Source organism: Herbaspirillum lusitanum, from assembly GCF_046025995.1.
GTDB lineage: Bacteria > Pseudomonadota > Gammaproteobacteria > Burkholderiales > Burkholderiaceae_D > Herbaspirillum > Herbaspirillum lusitanum_A.
In genome coordinates, this window is the sequence record NZ_JAQQFM010000008.1 from 167666 (window position 1) to 194331 (window position 26666).

Below are 26666 nucleotides of genomic sequence, written 5' to 3' on the forward strand. Positions count from 1 at the left end.
CCGGCATGATAGGCGTGGTGATCCCGGCGCATAACGAGGAACAATACCTGTCGGCCTGCCTGAGCGCGATGCACCTCGCCGCCCGGCATCCGGCGCTCAACGAAGCGGTGCGCATCATCGTGGCGCTGGATGCATGCACTGACCGCTCCGCGCTCATCGCGCGCAGCCATCAGGTGGAGATCATTGCCTTGCAGGCACGCAATGTAGGCATGGCGCGCGCTGCAGGCGCCAGCCGTTTGCTGGCGGCGGGCGCGCGCTGGCTGGCCTTTACCGATGCCGACAGTCTGGTGGCGCCGGACTGGCTGGCGGCGCAATTACTGCTGGAACTCAATGCGGATGCCGTCTGCGGCACCATTTGCGTGGATGACTGGAGCGAGCATTCGCCGCAGCTGCAAGAGCACTTCCGCACGAGCTATTTTGATCGCGAAGGCCATCGGCATATTCACGGCGCCAACTTCGGCATCTCGGCCCGGGCCTACAAAAGCGTGGGCGGCTTTCCGCCGATGGCCTGCAGCGAAGACGTGGCGATTGTCGATCTGCTGATCGCGGCCGGCGCCCGCATCGCCTGGAGCGCCTCGCCGCGCGTCAACACCAGCGCGCGTATTGCCAGCAAGGCCCGCGGCGGTTTCGGCGACACCTTGTCTGCCTGGCGGCCGGAAGATCCGGCAACTGCACCGCTGGCCTGAAGGGCAGATACCTGCCTTGCCCGCTGTCGTGCCAGGCAGCGATTCTTTGATAGCGACTCGCTATCCAATTCTCCAATTCTTACAGCAGGCCGGGATGCTGTCCGATGCCGCGCCTGCTGGCGCGCGCGTACATTTATGGTGAGACAAATCCGATTCCGACGGCGCCAGGAGCACGCGATGAACATCACCATTACCGCCACCACCGACAATCCCGCCCTGCTACCTGCGCAACATCAGACGCATCAGCCCGGCGAGGAGGCGGCGATGGTGCCGCGCCCGCGCAGCGAGCCGCTGGGCGCACCCCCCGGCATCGGCAAACTGGAAGGCAAGGTGGTATTGATCACCGGCGGCGACAGCGGCATCGGCCATGCGGTAGCACTGTTGTTTGCCCGCGAAGGCGCCAGCCTGGCGCTGGGTTATCTGGATGAAGAAGCGGATGCGCATCGCACCCGCGATGAGGTGGAACAGGCCGGTGCGGAATGCATACTGCTGCGCGGCGATGTCGGCAGCCCGCGCTTTTGCCGCGAGGCAGTGGCCGCGGTGATCGCGCGCTACGGCAAGATCGACGTATTGATCAACAATGCCGCGCAACAATATCCGCAAGAGAATATTCTGGACATTTCAGAGCAGCAGCTGGAAAAGACTTTCCGCACCAATATCTTCTCCATGTTCTACATGGTACAGGCCGCCCTGCCGCATCTGGCACGCGGCGCGCGCATCATCAACACCACGTCGGTCACCGCCTATCGCGGCAGCGCGCATCTGCTGGATTACGCGGCGACCAAGGGCGCCATCGTGGCCTTCACGCGTTCACTGGCGCAGCAACTGGTCAAATCCGGCGTGCATGTCAATGCGGTGGCGCCGGGGCCGGTCTGGACGCCGCTGATCCCGGCCAGTTTCCCGGCCGAGGAAGTTTCACAATTCGGCGCTCAGGTGCCGATGAAACGGCCAGGCCAGCCCGATGAGATTGCCCCCTGCTATCTGTTTCTGGCGACTGAAGGCGCGGCCTACATGAGCGGCCAGGTGCTGCATCCTAACGGCGGAGAAATTATCAATACCTGAAATGCCGGTGCATGCGTCGCAGCTGTGGCGATCGCAGGCGCCGGCAAAAGATTCATCTGAGGGGCCTAACGCGCCGCGCAAAGCGCTCTGCATTCACGCGCCGGTCGAAGCCGAGCCTTCATATCCGGCGGCCGCTTCTACCCGAGCTGACAAGGCACACGGCCCATGCACTCGCGGCAACATTTACTCTCAGGAAATCCCCTATAGCCGCTCCGCACGTGAACAGGCAATCTACGTACACAGAGTAAGCAGCCTGGAAACAACCTGTATGAACCTCCCGACAATCCTGATGATCGATGCCAGCGCAGAAGCCATTGAACTGGCGCGCTTCACGCTCTGGCGTAACAAGATCGAATGCGCCTTCCGCGGTTGTGACAGTGCCGAAACGGCAATGCGTTCGCTGGTGAATGGACGTCGTCGCAGCGACACCCAGGATATGCCTTCGATGATCCTGATCGATCCGCACCTGCCCATGATGGATGGCCTGGAACTGGTACGCATGCTGCGCCTGAACCCGGCGACTGCAGCGGTGCCTATCATTGTTTTTTCTTCCTCATCGGAAGCATCGGATCGGCAGCGCGCCGAGCTGGCCGGCGCCTCCGCGTATGTGGTCAAGCCCGTGGATGCCGCCGACTATGCCGGCACGCTGGTACGCACCATCCGCGATTGGCTGGCCCACTCTACCGCGATGGCAGCTGCCAGCATGCCGGCAGCTGCATGACAAAACAGATTCTCAGATCGTCGGACTTTCCCCTCTCCAGCTTCACTTCCCGCCTGCCCAAGATTCAGAGGCCGACTATCTCCGGCGCGGGTGTGCGCGCCTGTTCGGCACGCCGTGCGCGCTTGGCCTTGGAGCCGAAGTTGTTGGCATAGATCCAGGTAAATTCCGCGCCCAGCAGAAAGATCTGCGCCGAGTAATAAATCCACGCCAGCAGCAGCGCGAACGAACCGGCGGCGCCGAAACCGGAAGCCATGCCGGTGCGGCCCAGATACAGGCCGATCAGATATTTGCCGATGATGAACAAGACCGTGGTCACCACCGAGCCGATCCAGACGTCGTGCCATGACAGCGTCACGCGCGGCATGAATTTGTAGATCACCGAAAACAGGCCGGCAAACACCACGAAGGAAATCACGAAGTTGAGCAGTTGCAGCACGATCTGCCAGCCTTCGAACCAGCCGCCCCACCATTTGCCTATCGCTGCCAGACCGGCGCTGACAATCAGGGAAATGATCAGCACGAAGCCCAGGCCCAGAATCAGTCCGAACGACAACAGGCGAGTGCGCAGCAGATTCCAGATGCCGGTCTTGCGGGCGATGGCGGGCATGCGCCAGATGCGATCAAGCGCGCTTTGCAGTTCGGCGAACACCGCCGTGGCGCCGACCGCCAGCGTCACCACGCTGAGTGCGGTGGCAATGATGCCGTCGGTGGGCTTGCTCACCGACAGCAACAGACTCTGAATGGCTGCCGCGCCTTCGTTGCCGACGATGCTGCCGATCTGGTTGACGATTTCGCCCTGCGCCGCATCCTGGCCGAAGATCATGCCGGCCACCGCAATCGCGATGACCAGCATCGGCGCAATCGAAAAGATGGTGTAGTAGGCAATCGCCGCGCCCATGCTGGGCGCGAAATCTTCCAGCCAGGCGTTCACCGCCGCCATGCATAACTGGCCCATGCGCTGTACGCGCGTCTTGCCATCTATCGTCGCGACCGGCGCCCTCGCGTGCGAGGCGGGGATGGCTTCGACCTGCTCCTTGAGCACGTTGACGACTTCCTCCTTTTTCTTGTCATGCTCATCCTGTTTTTCGCGCTCATGCCGGCGCCGCTCCTGATGTGCTGCCACCAGCGGCAGAATCAGCGTCACTGCCCTGGCGATCTGCGCCGGCATGTCGCTTTGCGTTTTGCCGTGCTGCCCGCTGTTCTTTGATTTATTGGCAGTAGTCTTGCGTGCAGACGTATTCTTGTCGGGCGCCGCGCGAGGCGCCTTCGGCAAAGGCGGCCGTGATGCCGCCAGCGCGGCGGAACTGGAATAGGGACTGTCTTTGGAAATCGACAAGGGACGCGCGGCGCTTGCGGCGGCGCCGGACTTCTGCTGTTGCGCCTGTTTTTTCTGATTGGTGCGTCGCTTGGCAAACAGCAGACCCAGACCGCCTGCCACTGCGCCGCCGACCAGCAGACCGGCGCCGGCACGCAATCCTGATTTTGCTGCGGCGCTGCCGGCAGATGTCGCCATTGTTTTATGGGCGAGCGTCACGGGAAAAGGCGGCGTGGCCCGACTGGAGGGATCATTGGACGGATCGCTGGCGGGCGCGGAATTGTTGTTGTCGTTCATGTACTGTCCTGAATCGGGATGGAGAATCGGGATCAGAGGGCATTTCACCGCTGTATATCCGACGCGGGGTCAAGAATCGAAAAGATTTGAAACCTGATTATTGATTTCTCTGAGATTGCACTGCATGGCACGGCATTTCGGCGCCGCATTTCACTGTTCTTCACTGTTCTTATTACCTGCCCTCGGCCTGCCATTTTTCCACTTCATTTCATCGGGGCAAATGGCAGGCTGACTGTAGATTACCTGCTCGCGCTGCCGGCTACCGTCAGAGGAAACTTGTTTTCCTTGTAGGACGAAAAGAGACTGCGCCCGCCAATTCCTTTCCCGCGCAGCGGGAGGTATAGTGCAGCCTGCACGCCGTGGCAACGGCAGGCGACCGAATCTACGTACATCAAAAGGAGCATCACCAGCATGCCCAAGACCAGACGCCCGGCGGCCGATCAAACGCTCTCCGCCACCGTTCCGGACGATGCCACTGCCGGCCTGGCAGCGGCGGCTCCTGCCAAACGGCCGCGCCTGGCAGCCAAAGCGGCGCCGCGCAAGCGCGCCGAGAGAGCGCCCGCCGTACGGAGCGAAGCCGCCATCGGCCGCCGCCAGCGCCAGATCGAAGCCAAGCGCGAGAGCATCACCAGCGCAGCCCTGGCCTTGTTCTCACGCTTCGGCCTGCACGGCACCAGTCTGGATCAGGTGGCGCAGCGTGCCGACGTGTCGAAGACCAATCTGCTGTATTACTTTCCCAACAAGGAAGACTTGTATCTGGCCGTGCTGCGCGATTTGCTGGCGGTCTGGCTGGCGCCGCTCAGAGCGTTTCAGGCCGATCAGGACCCGGAGCAGGCCATCGGCGACTACATTCGCGGCAAGCTGGCGAACTCGCGCGACAACCCCGAGGCCTCGCGTCTGTTTTGCATGGAGGTGCTGCAGGGCGCGCCCTTGCTGCACGATGAACTGGGACATGAATTGCGCGATCTGGTGGAAGCCAAGTCGGAAGTGATCCGCGCCTGGGTGGCGGACGGCCGCCTGGCGCCGGTCGAGCCGCATCATTTTCTGTTTGCGCTGTGGTCGACCACGCAGCATTACGCCGACTTCAGCGTGCAGGTGCATGCGCTCACCGGCCGCACGCTGGATGAGCCGGCATTTTTCGAACAGGCCGTGGCCAACGTCCAGCACATCGTGCTGCATGGCGTGCTCACGCGCGCGACTTCCGGATAGCAGCGCTTCACTCCTCTTCATTTTCAGGCGGAGACTGCCGCACGATCTTGGCCCTGAATCGGCTGATTCGCGCATGCAGCGCTGCTACTGATCATTCCCCGAGTTCGTAATAGCGGCGATCCAGGTAGACCAGCCCGCGCGCCGCATCGCCGAGCGCGATCGCCTGCACTTCACAGAACAAGACATCGTGCGTGCCGACGCTGGTGCGGTTGACGATGCGGCAATCGAAGGACACCAGAGCACCCTGCAGCAGCGGTGCGCCGCTCGCCTGGGTGTGCCACTGCGCGGCGGCAAAGCGTTCACCCATCGCAGTCTTGCCGCCGAACAGATTCGACAACGCCTGCTGGCCGGCGCCCAGCACGTTGACGCACAGCACGCCATTGACATCGAAGGCCGCATACACCGAGGCGCTGCGATTGAGACAGACCAGCAAAGTCGGCGGCGAGTCCGTCACGCTGCACACGGCCGAGGCAGTAAAACCCGCACGCCCGCCGGGGCCGTCAGTGGTGACGATGTTCACCGCAGTCCCCAGGCGCGTCATGGCATGGCGAAATTCATCCTTGCCGGGCGCCGTGGCAGCCGACGACAACGGTTCCGCAATGGCCGCCATCAGACCAGGCAGCGACTGCGCAGGGCTCGATGAAATTGCATCCGAGGATGCCGGCGCCAGTACGGTAGCCATGATGTGCTTCCTTTCAAGTCAGCAGGATCGAACGCCTGCTGTCGCCTGCCGCGATGAATCGAGAGCAGCCAGAAACGCCAGCATGCTGCGATTGAACGCATCGGCGCAGGTGACATTGTGGGCATGGCCGCCGGCCGGCGACAATTCGAGACTGGCATTGGGCAGGCGATCTGCCAGACGCTGCGACGCGGTCCACGGCACCAGCACATCGTCGCGCGATGCGGCGAGCCAGACCGGCACGCTGATCTCGCCCAGACGCTGCTCGACGTCGAAGGCCTTGAGCGCCGCCACTCTGGCGTGCAGAACATCGGCGCCGGGGAAATGCGCGCAGGCGTGCTCCACTTCCGCCGAGATCTGTGCAAGATGCGCCTCGCTCCAGGCGGCGGGATAGAGAAACAGCGGCTGCGCCTCGACATAGGCGCGTGCGCCGCAGGCATCCAGCAGCGCCAGACGCGCGGCAAAACAGCGCTGGGTATGCGCCGCCACCCGCGCCCAGGCGTTGATCAGCAACAGGCTGTCGATGCGCTGCGGCGCACTCAGCGCCAGTTGCAGGGCCACCAACCCGCCCAGCGCATGACCAGCCATGTGGCAGCTGGCGGTACCGCTGTGATCGAGAATGTCGATCACGTCCTGCATCATGTCGGCAATCGAATAAGGCTGCGGCAGCGCACCTTTGCTGCGGCCGGTGCCGCGATGATCGTAGACGATGACGCGATAGCCTGCCGCCAGCAGCGCCGGCCATTGCGCCTGCCAATACCCGGCTGCGCCGCCCAGCCCGGAAGACAGCAATACCGTCGGCACCGCGCACTGATCCGCACGCAAGTCATGCGGATCATGCACATCGTAGGTCAGGCCATTCACCGTCGCGCTGCGCATGATCGGCTCAGGTCTTTTTGCCGACGTTGGCGATCGAGGCGATTTCGACCAGCGCATCGGGTTTCACCAGGCCGCACTGTATGCAATAGCGCGCCGGCTTCACGTTGGCGAAATACTCGGCGTAGACCGTGTTGATGGCCGCGTAATCGGCCCAGTCTTTCAGCATGATCATGTTGAAGGTGACGTCATCCATGGTGCCGCCGGCTTCGGCCAGCACCGACTTGATGATGTCGAGCACATGGCGCGTTTGGGCCGCCGCGTCGCCCACGTGCACCACATTATTGTCTTTGTCGAAGGGCAAGGTGCCGGACACGAACACGAAGCCTTCGGCCAGAATGCCCGGTACGAAGGGAGCGATGGGTGTGCCGCTGCCGGCAGGGATGAGCGCTTGTTTTGGCATTGCAGTTCCTTGTTGTTGAGGGGATGCGGTAATAGAAAATCAGAAGTGAAATTTCAGCGTGTGCCGGTCTCGCTTTCAGCCGCCAGCGCGGCGCAGAATTGGTCCACCGTGGAGACCCAGCCGAAGAAGGTTTCTATGTTGTAGACGGCGGCAGCCTGAATCGCCGGCCCGCCCAGTTCATGCGTCGCGTCTTCCAGCATCAGGCCGAAATATTCCAGATGAAAGGCATCGCGCAAGGTGGACTCGACACAGACATTGGTGGCGATGCCGGTGAACACCAGATTGCGGATGCCGCGGGCGCGCAGCGTGCTGTCGAGTACGCTGTTGAAGAAACCGCTGTAGCGCGTCTTCGGCACCACGATGTCGCCGGCCTGCGGCTTGAGTGCATCGATCAGTGCGTAATCCCAGCCGCCCTTGGCCAGAAAGCGCCCCTGCAATTCTGGGCGACGGCGCATGGTCTTGAGCGCATTCGACTTGTACCAGTTGGGCGAACCGGGGCCGCCGGCTTCGACGTAATCGGCGTCCCAGCCGTTCTGTAAATAGACGATGAGGATGCCGGCGGCGCGGGCCGCTTCCACCGCGCGCGCGATATTGCCGATCACGCCGCGCGCGCCGGAGATATCGAAGCCGGCGGTATCGACATAGCCGCCTGCTGTGGAATAGGCGTTCTGCATGTCGACCACGATCAGCGCCGTGGCGCCGCGCGCCATCGCCAAAGGTTCCGGCCGCGCCGGCACCACCAGCGGCGGCGGCATGCCCGGCAGCACGGGAGCGCCAACGGCGACATCGGAATGCAGCGTGGCGTTTCTTTGCGGGGTAGCGGACTCAGTCATGCGCGCTCCTCAGGCGGCCGTGAGTTGGGTCGCGGTGGCGCGACTGGCGACCGGGGTATCGATATGCATGCGGCTTTGCATCAGCGGCTGAATCCGTTCGCCAAACGCCTGCACGCCGCCGACAAAATCGTCGAAGGTCAGCAGCACGCCTTCGGTGCCGGGCACCTCGGCCACTTCATCGAGCATGCGCGCGACGCTGGCGTAAGAACCCACCAGCGTACCCATATTGATGTTCACCGCCGAGGCCTGATCCGCCATCTGCCGCACATTGGTATCGCTGCCGGAACGGGTGTCGACCGCGCTTTGCTGGCCGAGCCAGGCAATCGCCTCCTGATCGGCGCCGGCCTTGTAGTACTCCCATTTGGCGCGCGCGGCTTCGTCGGTTTCATCGGCAATCACCATCATCAGCACATAAGTGGTGACATGGCGGCCGGTTCTGGCGGTGGCCTGAATCAGTTTTTCGGCGGCCGGCGCAAACGCTTTGGGCGTGTTGATGCCCTTGCCGAAGCAGAAATTGTAGTCGGCGTGTTTTGCGGAAAACTCCATGCCCGCATCGCTCTGGCCGGCGCAGATCACTTTCATGTCGGCTTGCGGCCGCGGACTCAGGCGGCAATCATCCATCTGGAAATGCGCGCCCTTGAAATCCGATCTGCCCTCGCCCCACAGATCGCGCAGCACCTGTATGTATTCGGACAGGTATTCGTAGCGATTGCCGAAGAACTGATCGCCCGGCCACATGCCCATTTGCGAATACTCGGGACGCTGCCAGCCGGTGACGAGATTGAGACCGAAGCGGCCGTTGGAGATGGAGTCGATGGTGGAGGCCATGCGCGCGACGATGGCCGGCGGCATCACCAGCGAGGCCGAGGTGGCAAACAGCTTGATCTTGCTGGTCACCGCCGCCAGCCCGGCCATCAGCGTGAAGGATTCCAGGTTGTGATCCCAGAACTCGGTCTTGCCGCCGAAGCCGCGCAGCTTGATCATCGACAGCGCGAAATCGACGCCGTAGTGCTCGGCCGATTGCACGATCTGCTTGTTCAGCTCGAAGCTGGGCTTGTACTGAGGAGCGTTTTCCGAAATCAGCCAGCCGTTGTTGCCGATGGGAATGAAGATGCCGACATTCATGATTGCCTCGCTAGAAAGGTGGGTCACGCGTGCTCACCTGTTTCTTAGCAATCGTCATGCCATAAAAATTAGTCTCTAATAATCAATTACTTGCGTTTAATTATTATTTATTTTTTACCAAACGGTCTATTTTGAAGCAAGCGATCAAACCGACTTCGTGCCGCGCTGGTGCGCGGCGCACCGGAATGGCATTACCGGCGCCGTCGCTCCTGCCCTGCCCGGCCCTGATGCTGCGTTTATTTCTCTTGAGGCTGATCGTCGGGATGTTGCTTATCCGCCGCTTCCTCCTGCGCAACTGCCTGTCGCTTGCTGCTGAGGCTGGTCACAGGCCAGCTGGCGATTGATTCCTGACGCCGCTTGATCTTGGCGTTGTGCGCTTCGATCCGGTGCGCCTCTTCGGCGGCGATCTGCTGCGGCAGTTCAGCTGCGCCTTCGGCGTTTCCAGCGATTGCAGGCAGGCTTGCGGCGCGCAGGCCCACGGCATCCGGATGCTTGTTCAGACTCAACATGTTGATTTCCTTTTCACGATCTACTTGGAGGGACATCGGAATGCTTCCCGATGCGATGCCGGAGATGACGCGTGATCCTGCGCTCAAACCGGGCAAGTAGATGTAGGCGCAATCCTCATGGGCTCGTAGTCGTCCCGGCGAAATGGCAAATCAGCTAGCTTGCGCGCAAATCAAGGCTCACGCCGCGCAAGGCGCTCAGAACTCAATCGGCTGTTCAGCCAGGGCATAGCGGCGGCAATGCTCAAGATAGGCGCGCTCGTGACTGGCGACCAGATCAACCACGCTGCTCCACAGCCAGGACGGCACCTCCAGCGTCCTGGAGCGATGGCGCGCCAGTTCCGCGCTCCATGCGGCTTTGGTGGGTTCATCCATCTGTTGGGCATGCGCCAGGCCGACCACGCGCGCCAGATAGCGCGCCGCGCGAATCGCCTCCGCTTCGCTGACGTGATCGATCTCCAGCTTGAGATCCTGCGGCAGCAACTCGCGCATGAAGACCGGCTTGTCCAGCACACGCGCCGCCTTCATGCGCATCCCCAGATGCGGGGCAAGCTGGCGCGCGCCTTCGACGACACGCTCGGCATTGTCGCGCGGCATGCTGGCATTGCGGTAGCGCGGGGCGGCGGCGGTCACCGCTTCCTTGATGTCGAACAGGCACAGATCGCTTTGCTCGACCGCCTGACCACCGGCGTCGAGCAGCACGGCAAAGCGCAGAAAGCCGAGCGAACTGCAGCCCTTCATCCAGTAGGCGGTATCGAGCATCTTGACCTTGGCGTAATCGGAACGGTGGCGCAAGGAGGTCACCAGTTCCTGGGCATCGGCTTCCTGAAACAGTTCTCCGATGACCTGGCGCTCATGCTTGGACGCCGGCCAGAAACGTTTTCCCAGCGGAATGCGCACCGTCTTTCCTTCAACGCGCTCCCTGGCCAGCTCTTGCCAGGTGCGACGATGCGCGCTCTTGAGCGCAACGCGAACGGATTTGGGTTTCTTGCCGACCTTGGCGTCGGCTTCTGCCAGAAACGCCGACTCGTAGCCCTGTACCAGCACCTCCATCAGCTTGGCCGTGATGACGCCCGGAAGATCGGAGCTGCGCGCCGCCATCGCCAGCGAAAGCGCCAGGCGAATCAGATCATGCGATGGATTGCCGATCACGGTCTGGTCGAAATCCCTGATCTGGATTTCAATCTTGCCGTCGGAATTGGCGACCGGCCCCAGATTACCGATATGGCAATCGCCGCAAATCCAGATGGCCGGCCCCTCCGGCAGACTGGTCGACTTGACTTCATTGAGCCAGTCATAAAAGCGCAGCGTGCTGCCGCGTACGTAGGCATGGGCAGAGCGGGCCATCTTCAGGTTCTTGGCAGTTTTGAGGATGTCTTGTCGTTGAGAAGGACGTGGTTGTTTTCTGATCAGTTTGCTGGGCATGGGCGTATGTGGATAACGTTCAGGAAAGGCGCGAAGTTTTTTTATGAAGAACAGAATGAGGGTGAGCACAGGACTTCCGCCTCAGCGTTGCCCCGACCCGGAGTTGCGTCTAACAAAAGCGTAAGACCGCATGGAGTATCCGCCGGTCTGGTCGGCCTGCGTAGCGGCGTAGCGATACACCTCGCGTAAGACAGCATGCTGTGCATGCCATTCGCACCCGCGTAACAGGCAGAGAAAAAATATATACAGCCTTGCGCAGGCATGTGGCAGAACCCGGCGACCCGATGTACCGGCATTTGCGGGCACTTTATAATCAGGAAACTTTACGGAGAATGCGGCGATTTCTTTCGTTGCAGACCTGACAGACAAGCTGCTTCGCCGGAGTCGGGATTGGCCATGGAGGCCTCGCTCGCGCGACAAGCGGCAAGCTCTGCCGCCGCGATTGCTGCAAGCTCATCCGTTCGCAATGGAAGTCGGACGCCGGCGGAATCGTCCCCAAAGGGATGATGTCGTCATATCCCGCGTAACGTGTGGCCAGCGGGTAGCTATCCGCATTGACTTCCAGGATGATGCGCGCACCACTACGCTGGCGTGCCCAAGCCACCATGCGCAGAAACTGGAAGGTGTCGCCATAGCCCTGCTCCTCCTGGATAAGCAGGTCTTTCCCACTATCGGCTGACCTTCCCAGGGCCTTGTCAGGTCATGGTGATCGGGAATTCAATCTTCCGATCTTCACTGCTGTCAGGAGCAGGCATGGCCGCAGCCATGGTGCCAAGCCTTACGTCACGGTGGTCCGCTATCGGCCTGGAGCCGTCATCTCAAAAAAGTGAAAAAGCCCACTTAACGGGCTTTACGATATTCGGCTGCCTGGTTGCAAGTCCGGATAACGACGGCCGAGATTACTTCCCCGCCGAGTAATTGATGGGAACCCATTGGAAGCCCTGCGGTTTCGCCTGCAGCCGGCCCAACCCGGGAAAGGGGATGTGAGCGGCGGCGAACAATAGCTTGCCATCCGCGATGCTGGTGAATTCCTTGAGGCGTTCCTTTTCGGCCTGTTTGCTGTCGCTGTCGAACGCAACGGAGACCGTCGGATCCTGGAACTGAATGGCCGCGACATGGATAATGTCACCCACGACCATCAGCCGATTTGCCTGGCTCTCGATCATGTAGCCCACGTGCCCAGGTGTATGTCCGGCGCTTTGATATGCCCGGATGCCGGGACTCAGTTCTGCCTCGCCGTCAAACGGACGCATCCGGCCAGCCTTGACGTAGGGAGCCATGATTGTCATGGCGCGGCGGTAGGTCCCTTTCTGGTCGCCGCGATTGCCCTCAGGCGCCTTGGCCATGTTCGCTTCGCTCAGCCAGTAGTCGAGTTCCTTCCGATTAGCGCGGATGATCGCATTGGAAAAGTTCATTTCTCCATCCGTCGTCAGCCCGCCGATATGGTCCGCGTGCATATGTGTGATGTAGATCTCGTCCACTTGAGACGGGGTGTAGCCCGAGGCGCGCATGTTTGCTGCCAGCTTCCCGAGACGCGGGCCGAAGATGTTGCCGGCACCGGTGTCGATCAGGATGAGTTTGGTTCCCGTATTAATCAGGAAAGCGTTATAGGAGGTTTCAAGCGGGCTCTCCAGGTAGTGCGCGGCCAGCGCGTCGTTGATTTTTTGGGGAGTGGTGTTGATGAGGAACTGGTCGACCGGCAATTCCAGCGTGCCGTCATTGAGCGCGGTGATCTCGAACCCGCCCATCATGAAACGGTAGAACCCCGGTGCCGACGTGCGCGCCAACGGGGCAGCCGCGTACGCCGCACATTGCAGCAGCAGGCACAGGGCAAGCAAGATGTACAGGGCAAGTAGCTGGTGCGATGATAGTGAATCGCGGTATTTCATGATTGTCCTTTTGTTGAATTCAGGGGCAACGCAAACGATTAAAACGGTGCATCGGCGCATGGCGCCTGGTTTGGTCATGACAGCCAATGCGACCGCGTCTTCTATTGTCCGCCCAGAGTCGCTCTCGCCATCGCCGACCAGTCATGGTCACCGTAGCCGGCATCCACTGCGGCCTGCATGCGCGCATGAACGATGTCGAGCATTGGCAGGTTGCCGTTGGTATTCCTGCCGGCCTCTTTCGCCAGGCGCAGATCCTTCAGGCCCAGAGTGGCCTTGAAGCCTGGCTGGTACTCGTTCTTGATAATGTTGCTGGAGTAGGTCTGGTAAGGCCGGCTGCCGAAGAGAGTTCCGAGGATCAGTTCAAGAAAGCGTTCCCGAGGGACGCCATGCGCTTCGGTAAGCACGACCGCTTCGGCCATTGCTTCGATCGCGAAGGTAATCATCATGTTGCAGGCCAGTTTGGCGGCATAGGCCATGTGAGGGTCCTCACCCATGTGCCAGATGCGCTTGCCAATCGTCTCCAGCACCGGCTTGACCTTGCCGATCGCGTCCGGGGCTCCGGCCACGAGAATGTTGAGTTCCGCCCGGGCGGCCACATCCGGCCTTCCCAAGACCGGCGCCGCCACGAGAGCAACGCCTCTGGCGCGATGATGGTCCGCCAGTTCCTGCGCAAATGCGACCGAGATGGTGGACGCCACCACATGTACCAGGCCCGGCCGTGCCTGCGCCAGCATGTCGCCCTCCATCAGCACGCCACGGATAGCCGAGTCCTCGGACAACATGGTCAATGCCATGTCGGCCTGCAATGCCTGCGCAGGCGTATCTACCATATGCACGCCCTCGACATTTCCGCCTGAGCGGTTCCACGCGATGACGGTATGTCCGGCCGCCACCAGGTTGCGTGCGATTTCGCGGCCCATCGCACCAAGGCCGATTATTCCGATTTCCATGTGATTTACTCCCTCGATAGGCTCGCTCCATTGAAACGGAGCGGCTAGTTGGCGACTGAAGCCGGCCGTATGACATGCAACGGAGCGTAGTGTCGCAAAGTTCGATATTGTTCATCAACTGAATATAATGAACACCATCCGTTCAATTTTGTAAGGGAGTGATATGGAGTGGAGCGATGTCAGGATCTTTCTGGCCGTAGCGCGTACAGGCACGCTCGGCGCCGCCGCACGCTCACTGCATCTTAGCCACCCGACCATTGGGCGGCGGCTGCGCGCCTTGGAGGAAGCCACGGGGCAAGTGCTTTTCCAACGGACGGCCGACGGCTTCGTCCTGACCGAAGAAGGCATGGGGGTTCTTCCGCTGGCCGAACAAATCGAGGAGGGAGCACTGGCGATGGAACGGCGGCTGGCCGGGAAGCAGCGAACGCTGGACGGCACCTTGCGAGTTACCTCCGCCGACTGGTTCGGCGCCTATGTATTGCCGCCGGTGCTGGCTGAATATGCGGCCAGCTATCCCTTGGTCGAGATCGAGGTGCTCACCGGAACGCGCCTGTTCAACCTGGCGCAGCGCGAGGCCGACGTAGCCTTCCGCATCGTTCCCTTCGAGGAACAGGACACCGTGCAAAGACGGTTGCTCAGGATGCGCTATGGCGTCTATGTGGCCACCGCCAGCCCCGACCCGGTCGTCGGCGACGGCAGCGGGATCCGCCTGATCACCCCCGATACTTTCAGCGGGACTTTTCCGGATACCGCATGGCTGAGGGAGATGTTCCCGAACGCTGGGGTCGCATTGCAATCGAACAATCGGAACATCAAGGCGCAGATGTGTGCGATGGGGATGGGCATTGCGGTGCTGCCGCGCCCACTGGGCGATCAGGTTATTGGCATCCGCCGGCTGGAGTTGGGCGTGGAGCCGCCGCATCGCGAGATCTGGATGGGCTACCATCGCGACCTCAGGCGGCTGAATCGTCTGCGCGCATTCGTTGACCTTGCAGTTAAGCATCTCGCCAATTCGGTGTTTGACGCGTCTACCGAACTCACATGAGCTTCTGAAAATGGACGTTTTTTTGCCTCGTCCTATGTTCGTTTCATACAGACGAGGAGCGCTGGGAAAACCCAGGGAACATGCGTAAGATCCGAAGTCGCCTGCCGGCCAGTAGCCGCCATATTTGAAGAGCCTAGGATCGACTGCAAATTATCCGCATGAAAATAACAAACACTAGTGGGCACCTTCTACTGACAATGTATTGATTTTTTCGCAGAATTGGCCCCTCTGCAATTTATCCATCTTCCAGTGCCTGGCGAAGGCGGCGACTGGATCGTACGCTCCCTCATAAGTTAACGTTCGCAGCTCCAATGGCGCTGTTTTAACGTACGACGTTGCTTGCGTGTCTTGGCCGCATCGGTCTTCAACCAGGCCGAGGGTTTGAGATGTACTTGTCCAGAGAACTCCGTGGGCCTCTTTCTGCATCGCCTGGCTAAATGGTTTCGGCACGGAGGTAACGCCTGGTCATTGCGAGAGATACCTGAGAGTCTGGCGATCTCTAGCAATGGGGCCCGGTCACGAAAGTGCCACCGTCGAACAATGCCTAGTAATGCCACGTCGATCACTCCAAACGCCTGCTTATGGTCATAAGCAGAATTGCGTTCTAAACAAAGGCCAATTCTCGGTGCAAACTATGCGGCCAAACGGGTCAGTTTCCCGGCTCAAATCAGCATTAACCGCTGCCAATCTTTCAGAATCGATTTACTCCATCTAAGATAAGGCGATCATCTTGGCAAGCATCAATGCGACTTATTGGCAAGTCTGAATATAAATGAGCGACGGTGGCCAATGCGAATCGGTGGCAGGTTGTATGCGAACGAATGGCTGCGTGAATATTCGAATTGATTCAATGTTTATGCGCATACGCACACTTCATCGCCCTCGTCCCTTTCGCTTTCAGCGCAGATTCTCTAATAGCACCTGCAAGGGATGCCGAAGCTGTCTTGCCGAAAGGCGTTTGACCTGACTACGGCACGAATAGCCGGTGGCCAGCACTTCCCCCTCCTGCGCAGCATCTTGCTCCACCCGAGCTTTCCACGATTGCGCGTAAATCTTCCGTGAGGTATCCAGATTGCGCAGTTCATGTCCGTAGGTGCCCGACATGCCGCAACAGCCGGCAGCTTCAATGTTCAGGCGCAGACCGAAGCGCTGAAAAACGCCAAGCCATTGGCTGCTGCTATCCGGGGCGTTGGTTCTTTCTGTGCAATGGGGCATCAGACGATAGTTGCCAGCATGCTTGCGGCCATGTTCCGGGCGCGATGCACTTTGTGGAAGATGCGCAAGGAGCCACTCCTGCGGCAAGGCAACCTTGGGCACTTGGCCTATGCCATCTATCTTGAGATATTCCTGACGATAGACAAGCGTCATGGCGGGATCAAGCCCGACCAGGGCAATATCCTGCGCGGCCAATGCCTGCAATGAATGCGCATTGCGAATGGCTGCCTTGTGGAAGGCGTGCAGAAATCCTTGCACGTGCAAAGGCTTGCCGTTGGGCAGCAAGGGGGCCAGCCAGACCTGAAAACCGAGGCGGGAGGCCAGTTCGATAAACGTCTCCAGTTGTTCGGTTTCAAAAAAGCGCGTGAAGCTATCCTGAACCAGCACCACGCTGCGCGCGCGTTGGGCTGCAGACAAAGCGGACAAAGCTTCGGGGGTGGCAGGTTTCACTTGCCAGGTCTTTAGCGCGGCGGCCAGATCAATGCGGCTGATCATGGGGCTATCAACGAGCCCTATCCTTTTTTCCAGAAACTGCCGGACCCGGCTTTGTCGCATGATTCCGTTGTAAATAAAGCCGGTTCTCGCAAACCATGGGATGGTGAATTCCAGCGAGCCGATCATGTAATCGCGTAGCGGACGCAAATAGCGCTGATGGTAAAGCTGCAGGAAGCGCGCACGAAATTCGGGCACGCTGACTTTGACAGGGCATTGCCCGGCGCAGGATTTGCAGGCCAGACATCCCGCCATTGCGTCATACACCTCATGCGAAAAATCGGACGTGCCGCGTGCAGCATCACGCGTGTTGTGCCAGCGGCTCCAGAGTTGCCTGACTGCGGTAGCCCAACGTCCGGCTCCGGTACGAGTTTTTCCCAGTCCCAGTTCCAGTACATTCACACCGGCCAGTGATTGCAGGCGCAGCCATTCACGCATCAGCGATGCCCGTCCCTTGGGAGAATGCACGCGCTCGCGTGTGGCCTTCCACGAGGGGCACATCGCATCGTCCGGGTCGAAGTTGTAGCAGGCGCCATTGCCGTTGCAATGCATGGCGGCGCCATAGCTTTGCCACACGCGTTCGTCGATCTGGCGGTCGTGCTCGCCGCGCGTCGGCACGCTGTCTATCTTCAGCAGCAATTGCTCGCTCAGCGGGGAGGTGGCGATTTTTCCGGGATTGAATTGATTGTAGGGATCGAACGCGCGCTTGATTTGCTGCAGGAAGGGATAGAGCTCACCAAAAAATTGCGGCGCATACTCTGAACGCACGCCTTTGCCGTGCTCTCCCCAGAGCAGGCCGCCATAGCGCTGGGTCAGTGCCGCCACTGCATCGCTGATCGGGCGCACCAGCGCAGCCTGCGCCGGATCTTTCATGTCCAGCGCCGGGCGCACGTGCAAGACTCCGGCGTCGACGTGCCCGAACATGCCGTACTCAAGCTTGTACCCGTCCAGCAAGGCACGGAATTCAGCGATGAAACCGGCCAGTTGTTCAGGCGGGACAGCGGTATCTTCTACAAACGGCTGAGGACGCGCCTCGCCTTCGACATTGCCCAGCAATCCCACCGCTCGCTTGCGCATGGCATAGACGCGTTTGAGCGCCGCCTCACCCTCTGCCAAGGTATGCCCCAGACGGTCGACGGTCTGGTCGTCTCTCAGATAGGCAAGGAAGGCCGCTACTTTCGTATCGACGGCATCGCGCTCGTCGCCGCTGAATTCAATCAGGTTGATGCCCAGCGTCTGGCGCGATGACTCCTGAGGAAAATACTCGGCGACGCTGCCCCAGACAAAATCTTTCATCGCCAGCAGCAGGACCTTGGAATCCACTGTTTCGATCGACAAGGGTTGATGCGTGATGAGCGTCTGCGCATCCCGCAAGGCATCCATGAACGCGGCGTAACGCACGTTTACCAATACCGAGTATTTGGGAATGGGCAACACGTTGAGCCGCGCCTCCACCACAAATCCCAGCGATCCTTCTGCGCCGCACAGCAGGCTGTTGAGATTGAAATGGCCATCCGGCTGCCACAGATGTGCGAGGTCGTAGCCGGTGAGACAGCGGTTGAGTCTGGGAAATTTCGACTCAATCAGATCGGCCTGCTCTTCGCTGATGCGGCGTGCCGTGCTGAATACCTTGCCGATGCGGTCCGGGCGCGCGCAAGCCTGTTCCAGCTCATCTGCGTCGAGCGCCCGGCTGTGCAGATGCTCTCCGCCCATCAGGACAAAATCCAGCGTCTGCACGTGGTCACGCGTCTTTCCGTAAACACAGCTGCCCTGCCCGCTGGCATCGGTGTTGATCATGCCGCCGATGGTGGCGCGATTGGACGTCGACAGCTCGGGCGCAAAGAACAAACCGTAAGGCTTGAGGGCCGCATTGAGCTGATCCTTGACGACGCCCGCCTGCACGCGCACCCAGCGTTGCGCGGCATTGATTTCCAGAATCCCGTTCATGTTCCGCGATAAATCGACGACCACGCCGTCACTCAGCGACTGGCCGTTGGTGCCCGTGCCGCCGCCACGCGGTGTAAGCGTGACGGCGCGGTATGCAGGTTCGGCCAGCAAGTTCGCCAGAATTTGCACATCGCCGGCATGCGCCGGATAGACGGCCGCCTGAGGCAAACGTTGATAGATAGAGTTATCCGTGGACAACACGGTACGTTCGGCATGGCTGGCAGAAATTTCCCCCTCAAATCCTGCGGCCTTCAAGGCGATGAGAAATTCACGGTAAGGCTGTGCCGGCGGCGGAGCGGGCTGCGAAATCGATGCAATTGACATGGTGAAGACGATGGGGTTTGAAGGCTGATCCTGATGAGTCGGGTAAAAATGCATGCAAAAGATGCATGCAAAAAATACCTCATTGGAATTGTGCTCAGGGCATACTTTCAGTATCTTCGCGGGAAGGATCTTCCACAAACGGAAATCTTCACCACCAATAATGCATAAAACTCATGAATCATCGCCGCCTCACGCCGTCCATGTCCTTGCTTCTGGTGTTTGAAGCCGCCGCCCGCCATGAAAGCTATACGCGCGCAGCCGATGAACTTTCACTGAGCCAGAGCGCCATCAGCCGGCAGGTCCAGACGCTGGAGCAGCAGATGGGTGTGAGTCTGTTCCGGCGTGAGGGCCGCTCGGTCAGGCTGACCGATGTGGGGCGGCGTTATTTCATGGAGCTGAGCGCCGCACTGGGCCGGATACGCAGCGCCACCCTGCAGGCCATGTCACATCAGTCCGGCATGGGCTCGCTGCGACTGGCGACGCTGCCGACCTTTGGTTCCAAGTGGTTGCTGCCGCGGCTCCATGATTTTTATGTCGCCAACCCCGGCATCACGGTGCATATCCACTCGAGAATCGGCAACATCGATTTCGATGCCGGTGAGCTCGATGCCGCGATTACCGTCGGCTCAGGCGAGTGGCCGGGACTGACGGCGCACCGTCTTTACAATGAGTTTCTGGTTGCGGTCACCGGCCCTGCCGGTTTTGATGACAAAAATCAGCCAACGCCTGCGTGGGCGAAAAATCAGACCTTGCTGACCATTGCCAGCAATCCGCAAGCATGGGCCGAATGGTTTTCGCATCATCAGCTGGACCACCGTCAGATGCGCATGGGGCCCAGCTTTGAGCTGACCTCCCATCTGATTCAGGCCGTCAGGGCCGGCATCGGCATTGGTCTGGTGCCGAAGGCACTGGTGGAAGATGAACTGGCGCGAGGAGAGCTGCTTGCCGTGAGCGAAGCCATCTCCAGCCAGCGCAGCTACTACCTGGTGCATCCTCACAGAAACCAGACGCTGCCATCGCTACAGGCATTTCGTACATGGCTTCTGGCGGCTTGCTGAAACACCTGTGGCCATCCCTGGCCGACAAATCAACAAGGCTTGAGAATTGATCGTTTGACGATGTTCGGCTGCATTTTTAGTATGCAGCGTAGCAGTGCATCGGTGGTGAGGCGAACGCTTGTCTGCAACATCGAATTGTTCGTACTGCTGCCTATCGCTTCACCACCGAACCATCGTCCCGACAATATCGATATGCGCCATCGCGAAAAATCCTCCGGCGACGCCGCCACCGCCATGGCAAGTAACATCGCGACAGCTCCGGCCGGAGACAAGACAGGCGAAGCACGCGGTCTCATCCGCATCGCGGTGCTTGACGACTACCAGCTCGCTGCATCGCGCTTCGCCGACTGGAGCCCGGTGCTGCGTGAAGCCGATGTGCATTTCTTCTCCGACCACCTGGCCGATACCGGACAACTGATAGAGCGGCTGCGCTCATTTGATGCTGTCTGTCTGATGCGTGAACGAAGCTCGCTGCCGAAAGAGCTCATCGATGCACTACCTCGGCTGAAATTCATCAGCACCACAGGTTCCAGCAATGCCGCTCTGGATCTCGAGCATGCGCGCCGGCGCGGCATTGTCGTCAGCGGCACCAACAGCAAAGGACACGGCACGCCTGAACTGATCTGGACGCTGCTCCTGGCGCTGGCCCGCAATATTCCCGGGCAAATGGATGCCTTGCGGCAGGGACATTGGCAGACGGACATTGGCGCCGATCTCAACGGGCGCACGCTTGGCATCATCGGCCTCGGCCGCGTCGGCAGCCAGATTGCGCGCATCGGCAAGGCATTCAACATGAATATCGTCGTCTGGTCGCCAAACATGACGCCAGAGCGGGCAGCCGAACATGGTGCGGAAAGTGTCAGCAAGTCTGCGCTGTTCAGTACCGCGGATTTCATCGTCGTCTGCATTCAATTGCGGCCGATCACGGTGAATCTGATCGGCGCGGCGGAAATCGCATTGATGAAATCAAGCGCATTTCTCATCAATACCGCGCGCGGTGAAATTGTCGACGACGCGGCGCTCATTGAGGCGCTGACAGAACGTCGCATCGCCGGCGCCGGGCTGGATGCGTTTTGCACCGAACCGTTGCCGCCCGGCCATCCGTATCGGCACATGAAGAATGTCATTGCCACGCCCCACATCGGCTATGTCACGGCGGCGGGTTATCGTCAATTTTTTGAAGACACCGTCGCCAATATCATGGCCTGGCTGCACGGCTCGCCGATCCGCGAGGTGACGCGCCATGTGGTGAAGCGCTAGGCGTTTTCAGTCATCCGGCGCGGGCGATCACCTTTCCGGCAATCATCTCGCCGATGGGAATGGCCGAAGTCGCAGCCGGCGACGGCGCATTGCAGACATGCAGCATGCGCGGTGTTTCCAGAAACAGGAAATCGTGCACCAGCGTGCCGTCTTTCATCACCGCCTGCGCACGGATGCCGGCCTCATACGGCAGCAGATCCGATTTCTGCAGGCCGGGAGCGTATTTGCGGCATTGCTCGAGATAGCCGGCCTTGAAGATCGAATTGCGCATTTCCTTGATACCGTGGCCGAGATTGTGCGCCATGGTTTTCCAGAATCCCGGAAAGCCCATGTATTCCGATACGTCGTCCATGCTGAAGGAAAACTTCGCATAGCCTTCGCGAGAAAAGCCGAGCACTGCATTCGGGCCGACCGTCACACTGCCGTCTATCATGCGGGTCAGGTGGACGCCGAGGAAAGGCAGATCGGGCTCGGGAATCGGATAAATGAGATGCCTGACGATGCCGTTTCTGGCCGCAGGGAGCCGGTAATACTCGCCACGGAACGGCACGATCTGATGCTGAGTCTCGATACCGGCCAGGCGCGCCAGCCGATCCGACTGCAGACCGCCGCAGACCACCATCTGCCGGCTTTTCCAGACTGTTTTTCCGTTGCTTACCGTGACATGCTGGTCGGATTCGGCGATTGACGTCACGCGTATCCCGGTGTCAATTTGTGCGCCCTTGCTGCGCAGAACCACAGCCATGGCTTCGCATACCTGGCGGTAGTCGACGATGCCTGTTTCAGCCACGAACAAGGCGCCGAGGCCGGCGATTTCCGGTTCGCGCCGTTTCAGCTCTGCCGCGTTCAGCGTCTCGACCGTGATCTGATTCAACGCGGCACGCTCTTTCAGTGCCGCCATCCGTTCCAGCTCAACTTCGTTGGTCGCCACCAACAGCTTGCCGCAGGTTTCGTAACGAATTCCGTGCGTGTCGCAAAAGTCCTTGGTTGCTTTGGCGCCACGCCGGCAAAAATCGGCTTTGAGGCTACCGGGCGTGTAGTAGATGCCGGCGTGAATGACGCCGCTGTTGTGTCCGGTCTGGTGCCTGGCCAAGCTATCTTCCTTCTCCAGCACGATCAGGCTGGCGCCGGGTTGCAGGTCGAGCAGCTGCATGGCGCTGGCAAGTCCGACGATGCCTCCTCCGATAACGCAATAGTCGTAAATCATTTCTTTTTCGTGTGAGTTGGGAAACGAACATCTGTCGGACATCTTAGGATCCTGCGCCCGGGCGGGTCAATCGAGTATTCCTCATGCGCAATTGAGTTTCTGTTGATCCTCACTGTCTTGCGTCCGGCTCAATGCTCCGTGAGAAATGCTCGTTTGACCGGTATGCGAGTTAACTACAACATCCGCTCGCAGCCTCGCCAAAATAGAAATACAACATGGCGGGGCCGCAAAAAAAGGCTAGCCACATCCGACATCGAAAATAGAAAAGATGGGGGACATTTCGGCGCCAGGTTCGCACATCGTGCCGCCTGGAGTCGAAAAAGCCTTCCGGTAAAAGCGCCGCCTGATCAACGGCTCAGTTCCGGATCAACCCTAAAAAAATTTATTCACGGAGACAGCATGAAAAGGAAAGTGATTGCGTTCGCACTGATCGGTGCGACATCCGCCTATGCAATGGCGGACGACGAGGACGCAGTAAAGTCTGTGGGCGGTGGCAGCAGCAGCGTGACCATCTACGGCGTGGCGGATATGGGTATCACGCGTGAAGGCGGCGGCCCCGGCGGCACCGTCTATCGCATGACCAGCGGCGGCATGAGCGGATCGCGCATCGGCTTCCGCGGGATCGAAGATCTGGGTGGTGGTCTGGCAGCGATTTTCGGCATGGAAGCGGGTGTCTACATGGACACCGGTGCATCCGCGCAAGGCGGCGTCCTGTTCGGTCGTCAATCGTATGTCGGATTGACGGGAAAAGGCGGCGAGCTGACCATGGGACGCCTCTACTCGTTCATGGACAAGCATCTGGCGCGCGTCGATCCTTTCGTGACAAATTCGCCCGCGCAAATGGATAATCTGCTGGTAAAGGGCTACACGGTGCGCGCTGAAAACGGCGTCAAATACGTTACGCCCAGCATGAATGGCGTCAAGGTCGGCGTCATGACGGGACTGGGAGAAGTCGCCGGCGATTTCTCTGCGAAACGCTATCTCGGCGGCGTGCTGTCCTATGAAAACGGGCCGCTTTATGTTGGCGTCGCGCATCAGAATCTGAATACCTTGTCGGCAACCAACGTCAAGGGAAAAAACAACAAGACTCTGTTCGGGGGCTCCTACGATTTCAAGGTCGTCCGCATGCATCTCGGCTATGCCATCAACAAGACCACCGAAGGCGCCGCAACCACCGAAGACACGCGGGATTACGCCTTGGGCGCATCGGTTCCGGTATTCGGCACTGATCATGTGCTGGCCGATGTGGTCTTTCGCAAAGACCGCAGCAGCACGTCGAACAACGCTCGCATGTACGGCGTCGGCTATCTGCACGCGCTGTCAAAACGCACCAGTTTGTACACCGTGTATGCCCGTGTAAGCAACACCAACAAGGCGGCTTATACGATTGCCCCCTCTGCGGCGGGTGGCGCGGGTACGAACGCGCTCATGCTGGGCGTTCGCCACATATTCTGAGCGAAGCCGGCACCTGAATGCGTCGCCGGGCGAAAACGACCGGCGACGTCAATCGATGCAAATCTCATGCGATCAGCAATGGCGCCATGAAGCTTCTATTTTTCACTCCCTCTGCCGTTCGCGGTTGCCTCTCTACCGAGCGGTGGTTTTGCGGCTGCAGGCTTTCAGCGTCTTCTTCCCCGCTCGCGCAAGCGCTTTGCAAGCTGCCTTGCAGAGAACTCAACAGAGCGTGAGAAATCGTGGTTTGACCCTCTCCGATCCAGCCACGAAGATTGAAAAGTGGCAAGCCAAGCGCTTGCTTTTGTTTGTCTCAAAATAAAGGAAGTCTGGTCATGAAAGGCCCTTTAAGCGGCACACGCATCATCGAATGCGCGTCGCAGAATTGTCCCCTGCCCCTCAGGCTGGCGATCTCCTTCACTGGCCGCATGGCGGCCGATCTTGGCGCGGATGTACACAGGATCGGCGCGCCGGCCGACGATCCGATTCGCAAGGTCGGGCCATTTTTCGGAGAGGAATCGGCCTTGTCTGCATTCCTCGATCTGAACAAGAAGAAGCCGATTCAACAGCCGCTTCAACACTCAATTCAGCAGCCGATTTCCGCCGATGGCGCCGATCCTGCCGCCCTACTGCGTTCATTCAATACCGTACTGCCCGATATCCTGCTGTGCGACGACGCGGCCTTCGGTGCGCTGGGCGACTATGCCGCGCAGCGGGTGCGTACCGTGTTTTCGATGACACCTGCCGGAACTGATGCCTCAGGACGCGCCGATGCCAGCAGCGAGTTCACGCTGATGGCCAGCAGCGGTTTGCTGGACCTGGTCGGCGATACCGATCGCGAGCCGCTGAAAATGGGCGGTCGCCAGCTCGCCTATTCTTGCGGCCTGTCGGCTTACGCCGCGAGCATTGCGGCCCTGGCGGGCGTGCAAGGCGGCATTTCTTCAGGCGAAGTGGTGCGCGTGAGCATGGCTGATGTGGCGGTCTGGCTCAACTGGAAGAGCGTGGCCATGGCCGCGTGGTCGGGTTCTGGGAAATCTCGCCTGGGCCGCGATGCCGAGTGGCAGGTCATACGCTGCGCGGACGGCTGGATCGCACTGGTTTATCTGGAGGCGGACTGGCCGGTGCTGCGCGATTTTGTTGACGATGCCCGGCTGTCCGATCCACGTTTCGACGATCGCACGGAACGACGCAAAGAGGCGCGCCACATCACTGAAATAGTGGAACAGCGTTTTCTCAGACTGACGCGCAAGGAACTCAAGGACATGGCTCTGCAGAAACGTCTTCCGCTGGGTCCGGTATGGACGCCGCTGGAACTCGAAACCGATCCGCAAAATATCAGCCGCCACTTCTTTTCACGCGTCAAGGCGTCCGACGGCACCTCGCTGCTGATGCCGCGCCTGCCGATTTTATGGAACGGCAGTGCCATGCCATGCGCCACCGAGGAGGAAACCCGATGACACGACCATTGACGGGTTGCCGTGTGCTCGATCTCGGCATCATTACCGCCGGTGCTGCAACTGCGGCCTGCCTCGCTGACTTCGGCGCGGAAGTCATCAAGATCGAATCGGCCAGCTATCGCGATCCCTTTCGTCGCTGGCTGTCGCCCAAACCGATTGACGCTGCCGACGATCTGCCGCCCTTCTTTCGCGCCACCAATCGCAATAAAAAGGGACTCAGTCTCGACCTCAAACAAGCCGCCGGCCGTGCCGCGTTCCTGCGTCTGGTCGCCAACAGCGACGTGGTTGTCGAAAATTTCCGGCGTGGCGTGATGCAAAAACTCGGCATCGATTACGCCGCCCTGAAAGAAGCCAATCCCGACATCATTCTGGCATCGATCTCCAGTCAGGGCGAAACCGGCCCCGACGCCATGTATGTGTCTTATGGTTCGACGCTGGAAGCGGTCGCCGGTCTCTCCTGGATCACCGGCTATCAGGGCGGCGATCCGGTCATCACGGGCGTCGACATGAATTACCCGGATCAGGTGGTCGGCCTGTTTGCCACTTCGATGATCGTTACCGCCTGGCTGGCGCGCAAGAACGGCAAGGGCGGCGCGCATCTGGACATGTCGCAACGCGAACTGACCAGTTTCCTCTCCGGCGAAGCGTTCGTTGCCGCCAGTGCCGGAGTCAGCCCCGCGCGTCAGGGCAATGCCGACACCCCTTTCTTGTTACAGGATTGCTATCGCGCTGCTGACGGCGAATGGCTGGCAGTGACAGTGAACGACGATCAGCAGGCGCGTCTGGCATCGCTGCTGAATGATCTGCCTGGCTCAGCTTCAGCTTCAGCTTCGGCGTCCGCTTCGACGCTGCAGCTGGATGCCTCGCTGCGGAAATGGAGCGCCGCACGCAAGGCGGTGGACGCCGCCGCCGCCCTGCAGCAAGCCGGCATTGCGGCCGCCAAGGTGCTCAATGGCGCAGAAGTATTGCAAGGCGAAGGCAAGCTCTGGCGCCATGCATTGCAGCGACTACCGGCCGGCAATATGGTCAAGGGCTTTCCGCATCAATTCGAACAGGCGGCCATGGAAATTACTACCGATGCGCCGTTCATCGGCGGCGATACCGTTGATGTGCTGCGCCAGGTCGGCGGTTTCTCGCAAGAAGAAATCGCGGCCTTGCTGGCACAGGGCGTGATCGAAATCGCCCCCCCGGCTCCTTCCTCATCAGCCGCACCCGCCGCACTGACCTAATCTG

22 protein-coding genes are annotated in these 26666 nt (G+C 60.0%); 10 read left to right on the forward strand and 12 right to left on the reverse strand.

What is annotated here, in order from left to right; genetic code table 11:
- Window positions 1-5 precede the first annotated feature (5 nt).
- The 3 genes from PQR62_RS18745 (at window position 6) to PQR62_RS18755 (ending at window position 2469) form a co-directional block, all read left to right on the forward strand.
- Window positions 6-686: a glycosyltransferase family 2 protein gene (locus tag PQR62_RS18745; protein WP_408159527.1), complete on the forward strand. Its 681-nt coding sequence runs from the start codon at window positions 6-8 to the stop codon at window positions 684-686.
- A gap of 177 nt (window positions 687-863) precedes the next feature.
- Window positions 864-1748, forward strand: a complete 885-nt coding sequence (locus PQR62_RS18750; protein ID WP_408159528.1) for an SDR family oxidoreductase — start codon at window positions 864-866, stop codon at window positions 1746-1748.
- A gap of 268 nt (window positions 1749-2016) precedes the next feature.
- On the forward strand, window positions 2017-2469 hold the full coding sequence (locus PQR62_RS18755; RefSeq protein WP_408159529.1) for a response regulator: 453 nt from the start codon (window positions 2017-2019) through the stop codon (window positions 2467-2469).
- A gap of 64 nt (window positions 2470-2533) precedes the next feature.
- Here the strand turns inward: PQR62_RS18755 and PQR62_RS18760 are convergent, their stop codons facing one another.
- The gene (locus tag PQR62_RS18760) at window positions 2534-4081 is read right to left on the reverse strand and encodes a YihY/virulence factor BrkB family protein (RefSeq protein WP_408159530.1); all 1548 of its coding nucleotides are present in this window, start codon (window positions 4079-4081) and stop codon (window positions 2534-2536) included.
- A 411-nt stretch (window positions 4082-4492) separates the two neighbouring features.
- Here PQR62_RS18760 and rutR point away from each other — a divergent pair, with 411 nt between their 5' ends.
- Complete coding sequence (gene rutR / locus PQR62_RS18765; RefSeq protein WP_408159531.1) at window positions 4493-5290, forward strand: HTH-type transcriptional regulator RutR; 798 nt, start codon at window positions 4493-4495, stop codon at window positions 5288-5290.
- Between the two features lie 91 nt (window positions 5291-5381).
- On the opposite strand, the gene rutF is transcribed toward rutR, so the two are convergent.
- The 9 genes from rutF to PQR62_RS18810 form a co-directional block, all read right to left on the reverse strand.
- On the reverse strand, window positions 5382-5900 hold the full coding sequence (gene rutF / locus PQR62_RS18770; RefSeq protein ID WP_408159702.1) for an NADH-dependent FMN reductase RutF: 519 nt from the start codon (window positions 5898-5900) through the stop codon (window positions 5382-5384).
- A gap of 90 nt (window positions 5901-5990) precedes the next feature.
- Window positions 5991-6848 (reverse strand): pyrimidine utilization protein D, encoded by an 858-nt coding sequence (gene rutD / locus PQR62_RS18775; RefSeq protein ID WP_408159532.1) that lies wholly within the window; start codon window positions 6846-6848, stop codon window positions 5991-5993.
- A gap of 7 nt (window positions 6849-6855) precedes the next feature.
- A complete protein-coding gene (rutC, locus tag PQR62_RS18780; protein WP_408159533.1) occupies window positions 6856-7248 on the reverse strand; it encodes a pyrimidine utilization protein C in 393 nt (130 codons plus the stop codon).
- Between the two features lie 53 nt (window positions 7249-7301).
- Window positions 7302-8081, reverse strand: a complete 780-nt coding sequence (gene rutB / locus PQR62_RS18785) for a pyrimidine utilization protein B (RefSeq protein ID WP_408159534.1) — start codon at window positions 8079-8081, stop codon at window positions 7302-7304.
- 9 nt (window positions 8082-8090) lie between these two features.
- Window positions 8091-9233 (reverse strand): pyrimidine utilization protein A, encoded by a 1143-nt coding sequence (gene rutA / locus PQR62_RS18790; protein WP_408159535.1) that lies wholly within the window; start codon window positions 9231-9233, stop codon window positions 8091-8093.
- A gap of 209 nt (window positions 9234-9442) precedes the next feature.
- Entirely contained in the window at window positions 9443-9811 is a 369-nt protein-coding gene (locus PQR62_RS18795) for a hypothetical protein (RefSeq protein WP_408159536.1), read from the reverse strand.
- Between the two features lie 99 nt (window positions 9812-9910).
- On the reverse strand, window positions 9911-11137 hold the full coding sequence (locus PQR62_RS18800; RefSeq protein WP_408159537.1) for a DUF2252 family protein: 1227 nt from the start codon (window positions 11135-11137) through the stop codon (window positions 9911-9913).
- A gap of 899 nt (window positions 11138-12036) precedes the next feature.
- Window positions 12037-13026, reverse strand: a complete 990-nt coding sequence (locus PQR62_RS18805) for an MBL fold metallo-hydrolase (RefSeq protein WP_408159538.1) — start codon at window positions 13024-13026, stop codon at window positions 12037-12039.
- A gap of 101 nt (window positions 13027-13127) precedes the next feature.
- Window positions 13128-13994: an NAD(P)-dependent oxidoreductase gene (locus tag PQR62_RS18810; protein ID WP_408159703.1), complete on the reverse strand. Its 867-nt coding sequence runs from the start codon at window positions 13992-13994 to the stop codon at window positions 13128-13130.
- A 145-nt stretch (window positions 13995-14139) separates the two neighbouring features.
- Here PQR62_RS18810 and PQR62_RS18815 point away from each other — a divergent pair, with 145 nt between their 5' ends.
- Window positions 14140-15021, forward strand: a complete 882-nt coding sequence (locus PQR62_RS18815; protein WP_408159539.1) for a LysR family transcriptional regulator — start codon at window positions 14140-14142, stop codon at window positions 15019-15021.
- Window positions 15022-15918: 897 nt separating this feature from the next.
- On the opposite strand, the gene ydiJ is transcribed toward PQR62_RS18815, so the two are convergent.
- Window positions 15919-18999: a D-2-hydroxyglutarate dehydrogenase YdiJ gene (ydiJ, locus tag PQR62_RS18820; protein ID WP_408159540.1), complete on the reverse strand. Its 3081-nt coding sequence runs from the start codon at window positions 18997-18999 to the stop codon at window positions 15919-15921.
- A gap of 173 nt (window positions 19000-19172) precedes the next feature.
- Here ydiJ and PQR62_RS18825 point away from each other — a divergent pair, with 173 nt between their 5' ends.
- Together PQR62_RS18825 and PQR62_RS18830 are read left to right on the forward strand one after the other, a co-directional pair.
- A complete protein-coding gene (locus PQR62_RS18825; protein WP_408159541.1) occupies window positions 19173-20057 on the forward strand; it encodes a LysR substrate-binding domain-containing protein in 885 nt (294 codons plus the stop codon).
- Between the two features lie 60 nt (window positions 20058-20117).
- Window positions 20118-21317 carry a D-2-hydroxyacid dehydrogenase family protein gene (locus tag PQR62_RS18830; RefSeq protein WP_408159704.1) on the forward strand — a complete coding sequence of 400 codons (1200 nt, stop codon included), beginning with the start codon at window positions 20118-20120 and terminating at the stop codon, window positions 21315-21317.
- Window positions 21318-21327: 10 nt separating this feature from the next.
- On the opposite strand, the gene lhgD is transcribed toward PQR62_RS18830, so the two are convergent.
- Window positions 21328-22524 (reverse strand): L-2-hydroxyglutarate dehydrogenase, encoded by a 1197-nt coding sequence (gene lhgD / locus PQR62_RS18835; RefSeq protein ID WP_408159542.1) that lies wholly within the window; start codon window positions 22522-22524, stop codon window positions 21328-21330.
- Window positions 22525-22923: 399 nt separating this feature from the next.
- On the opposite strand from lhgD, the gene PQR62_RS18840 reads away from it, so the two are divergent.
- From PQR62_RS18840 to PQR62_RS18850, 3 genes are all read left to right on the forward strand, one after another.
- On the forward strand, window positions 22924-23979 hold the full coding sequence (locus tag PQR62_RS18840) for a porin (protein WP_408159543.1): 1056 nt from the start codon (window positions 22924-22926) through the stop codon (window positions 23977-23979).
- A 332-nt stretch (window positions 23980-24311) separates the two neighbouring features.
- Complete coding sequence (locus tag PQR62_RS18845; protein ID WP_408159544.1) at window positions 24312-25433, forward strand: CoA transferase; 1122 nt, start codon at window positions 24312-24314, stop codon at window positions 25431-25433.
- Window positions 25430-26662: a CaiB/BaiF CoA transferase family protein gene (locus PQR62_RS18850; RefSeq protein WP_408159545.1), complete on the forward strand. Its 1233-nt coding sequence runs from the start codon at window positions 25430-25432 to the stop codon at window positions 26660-26662. The genes PQR62_RS18845 and PQR62_RS18850 overlap by 4 nt, the downstream gene beginning before the upstream one ends.
- Window positions 26663-26666: the final 4 nt, after the last annotated feature.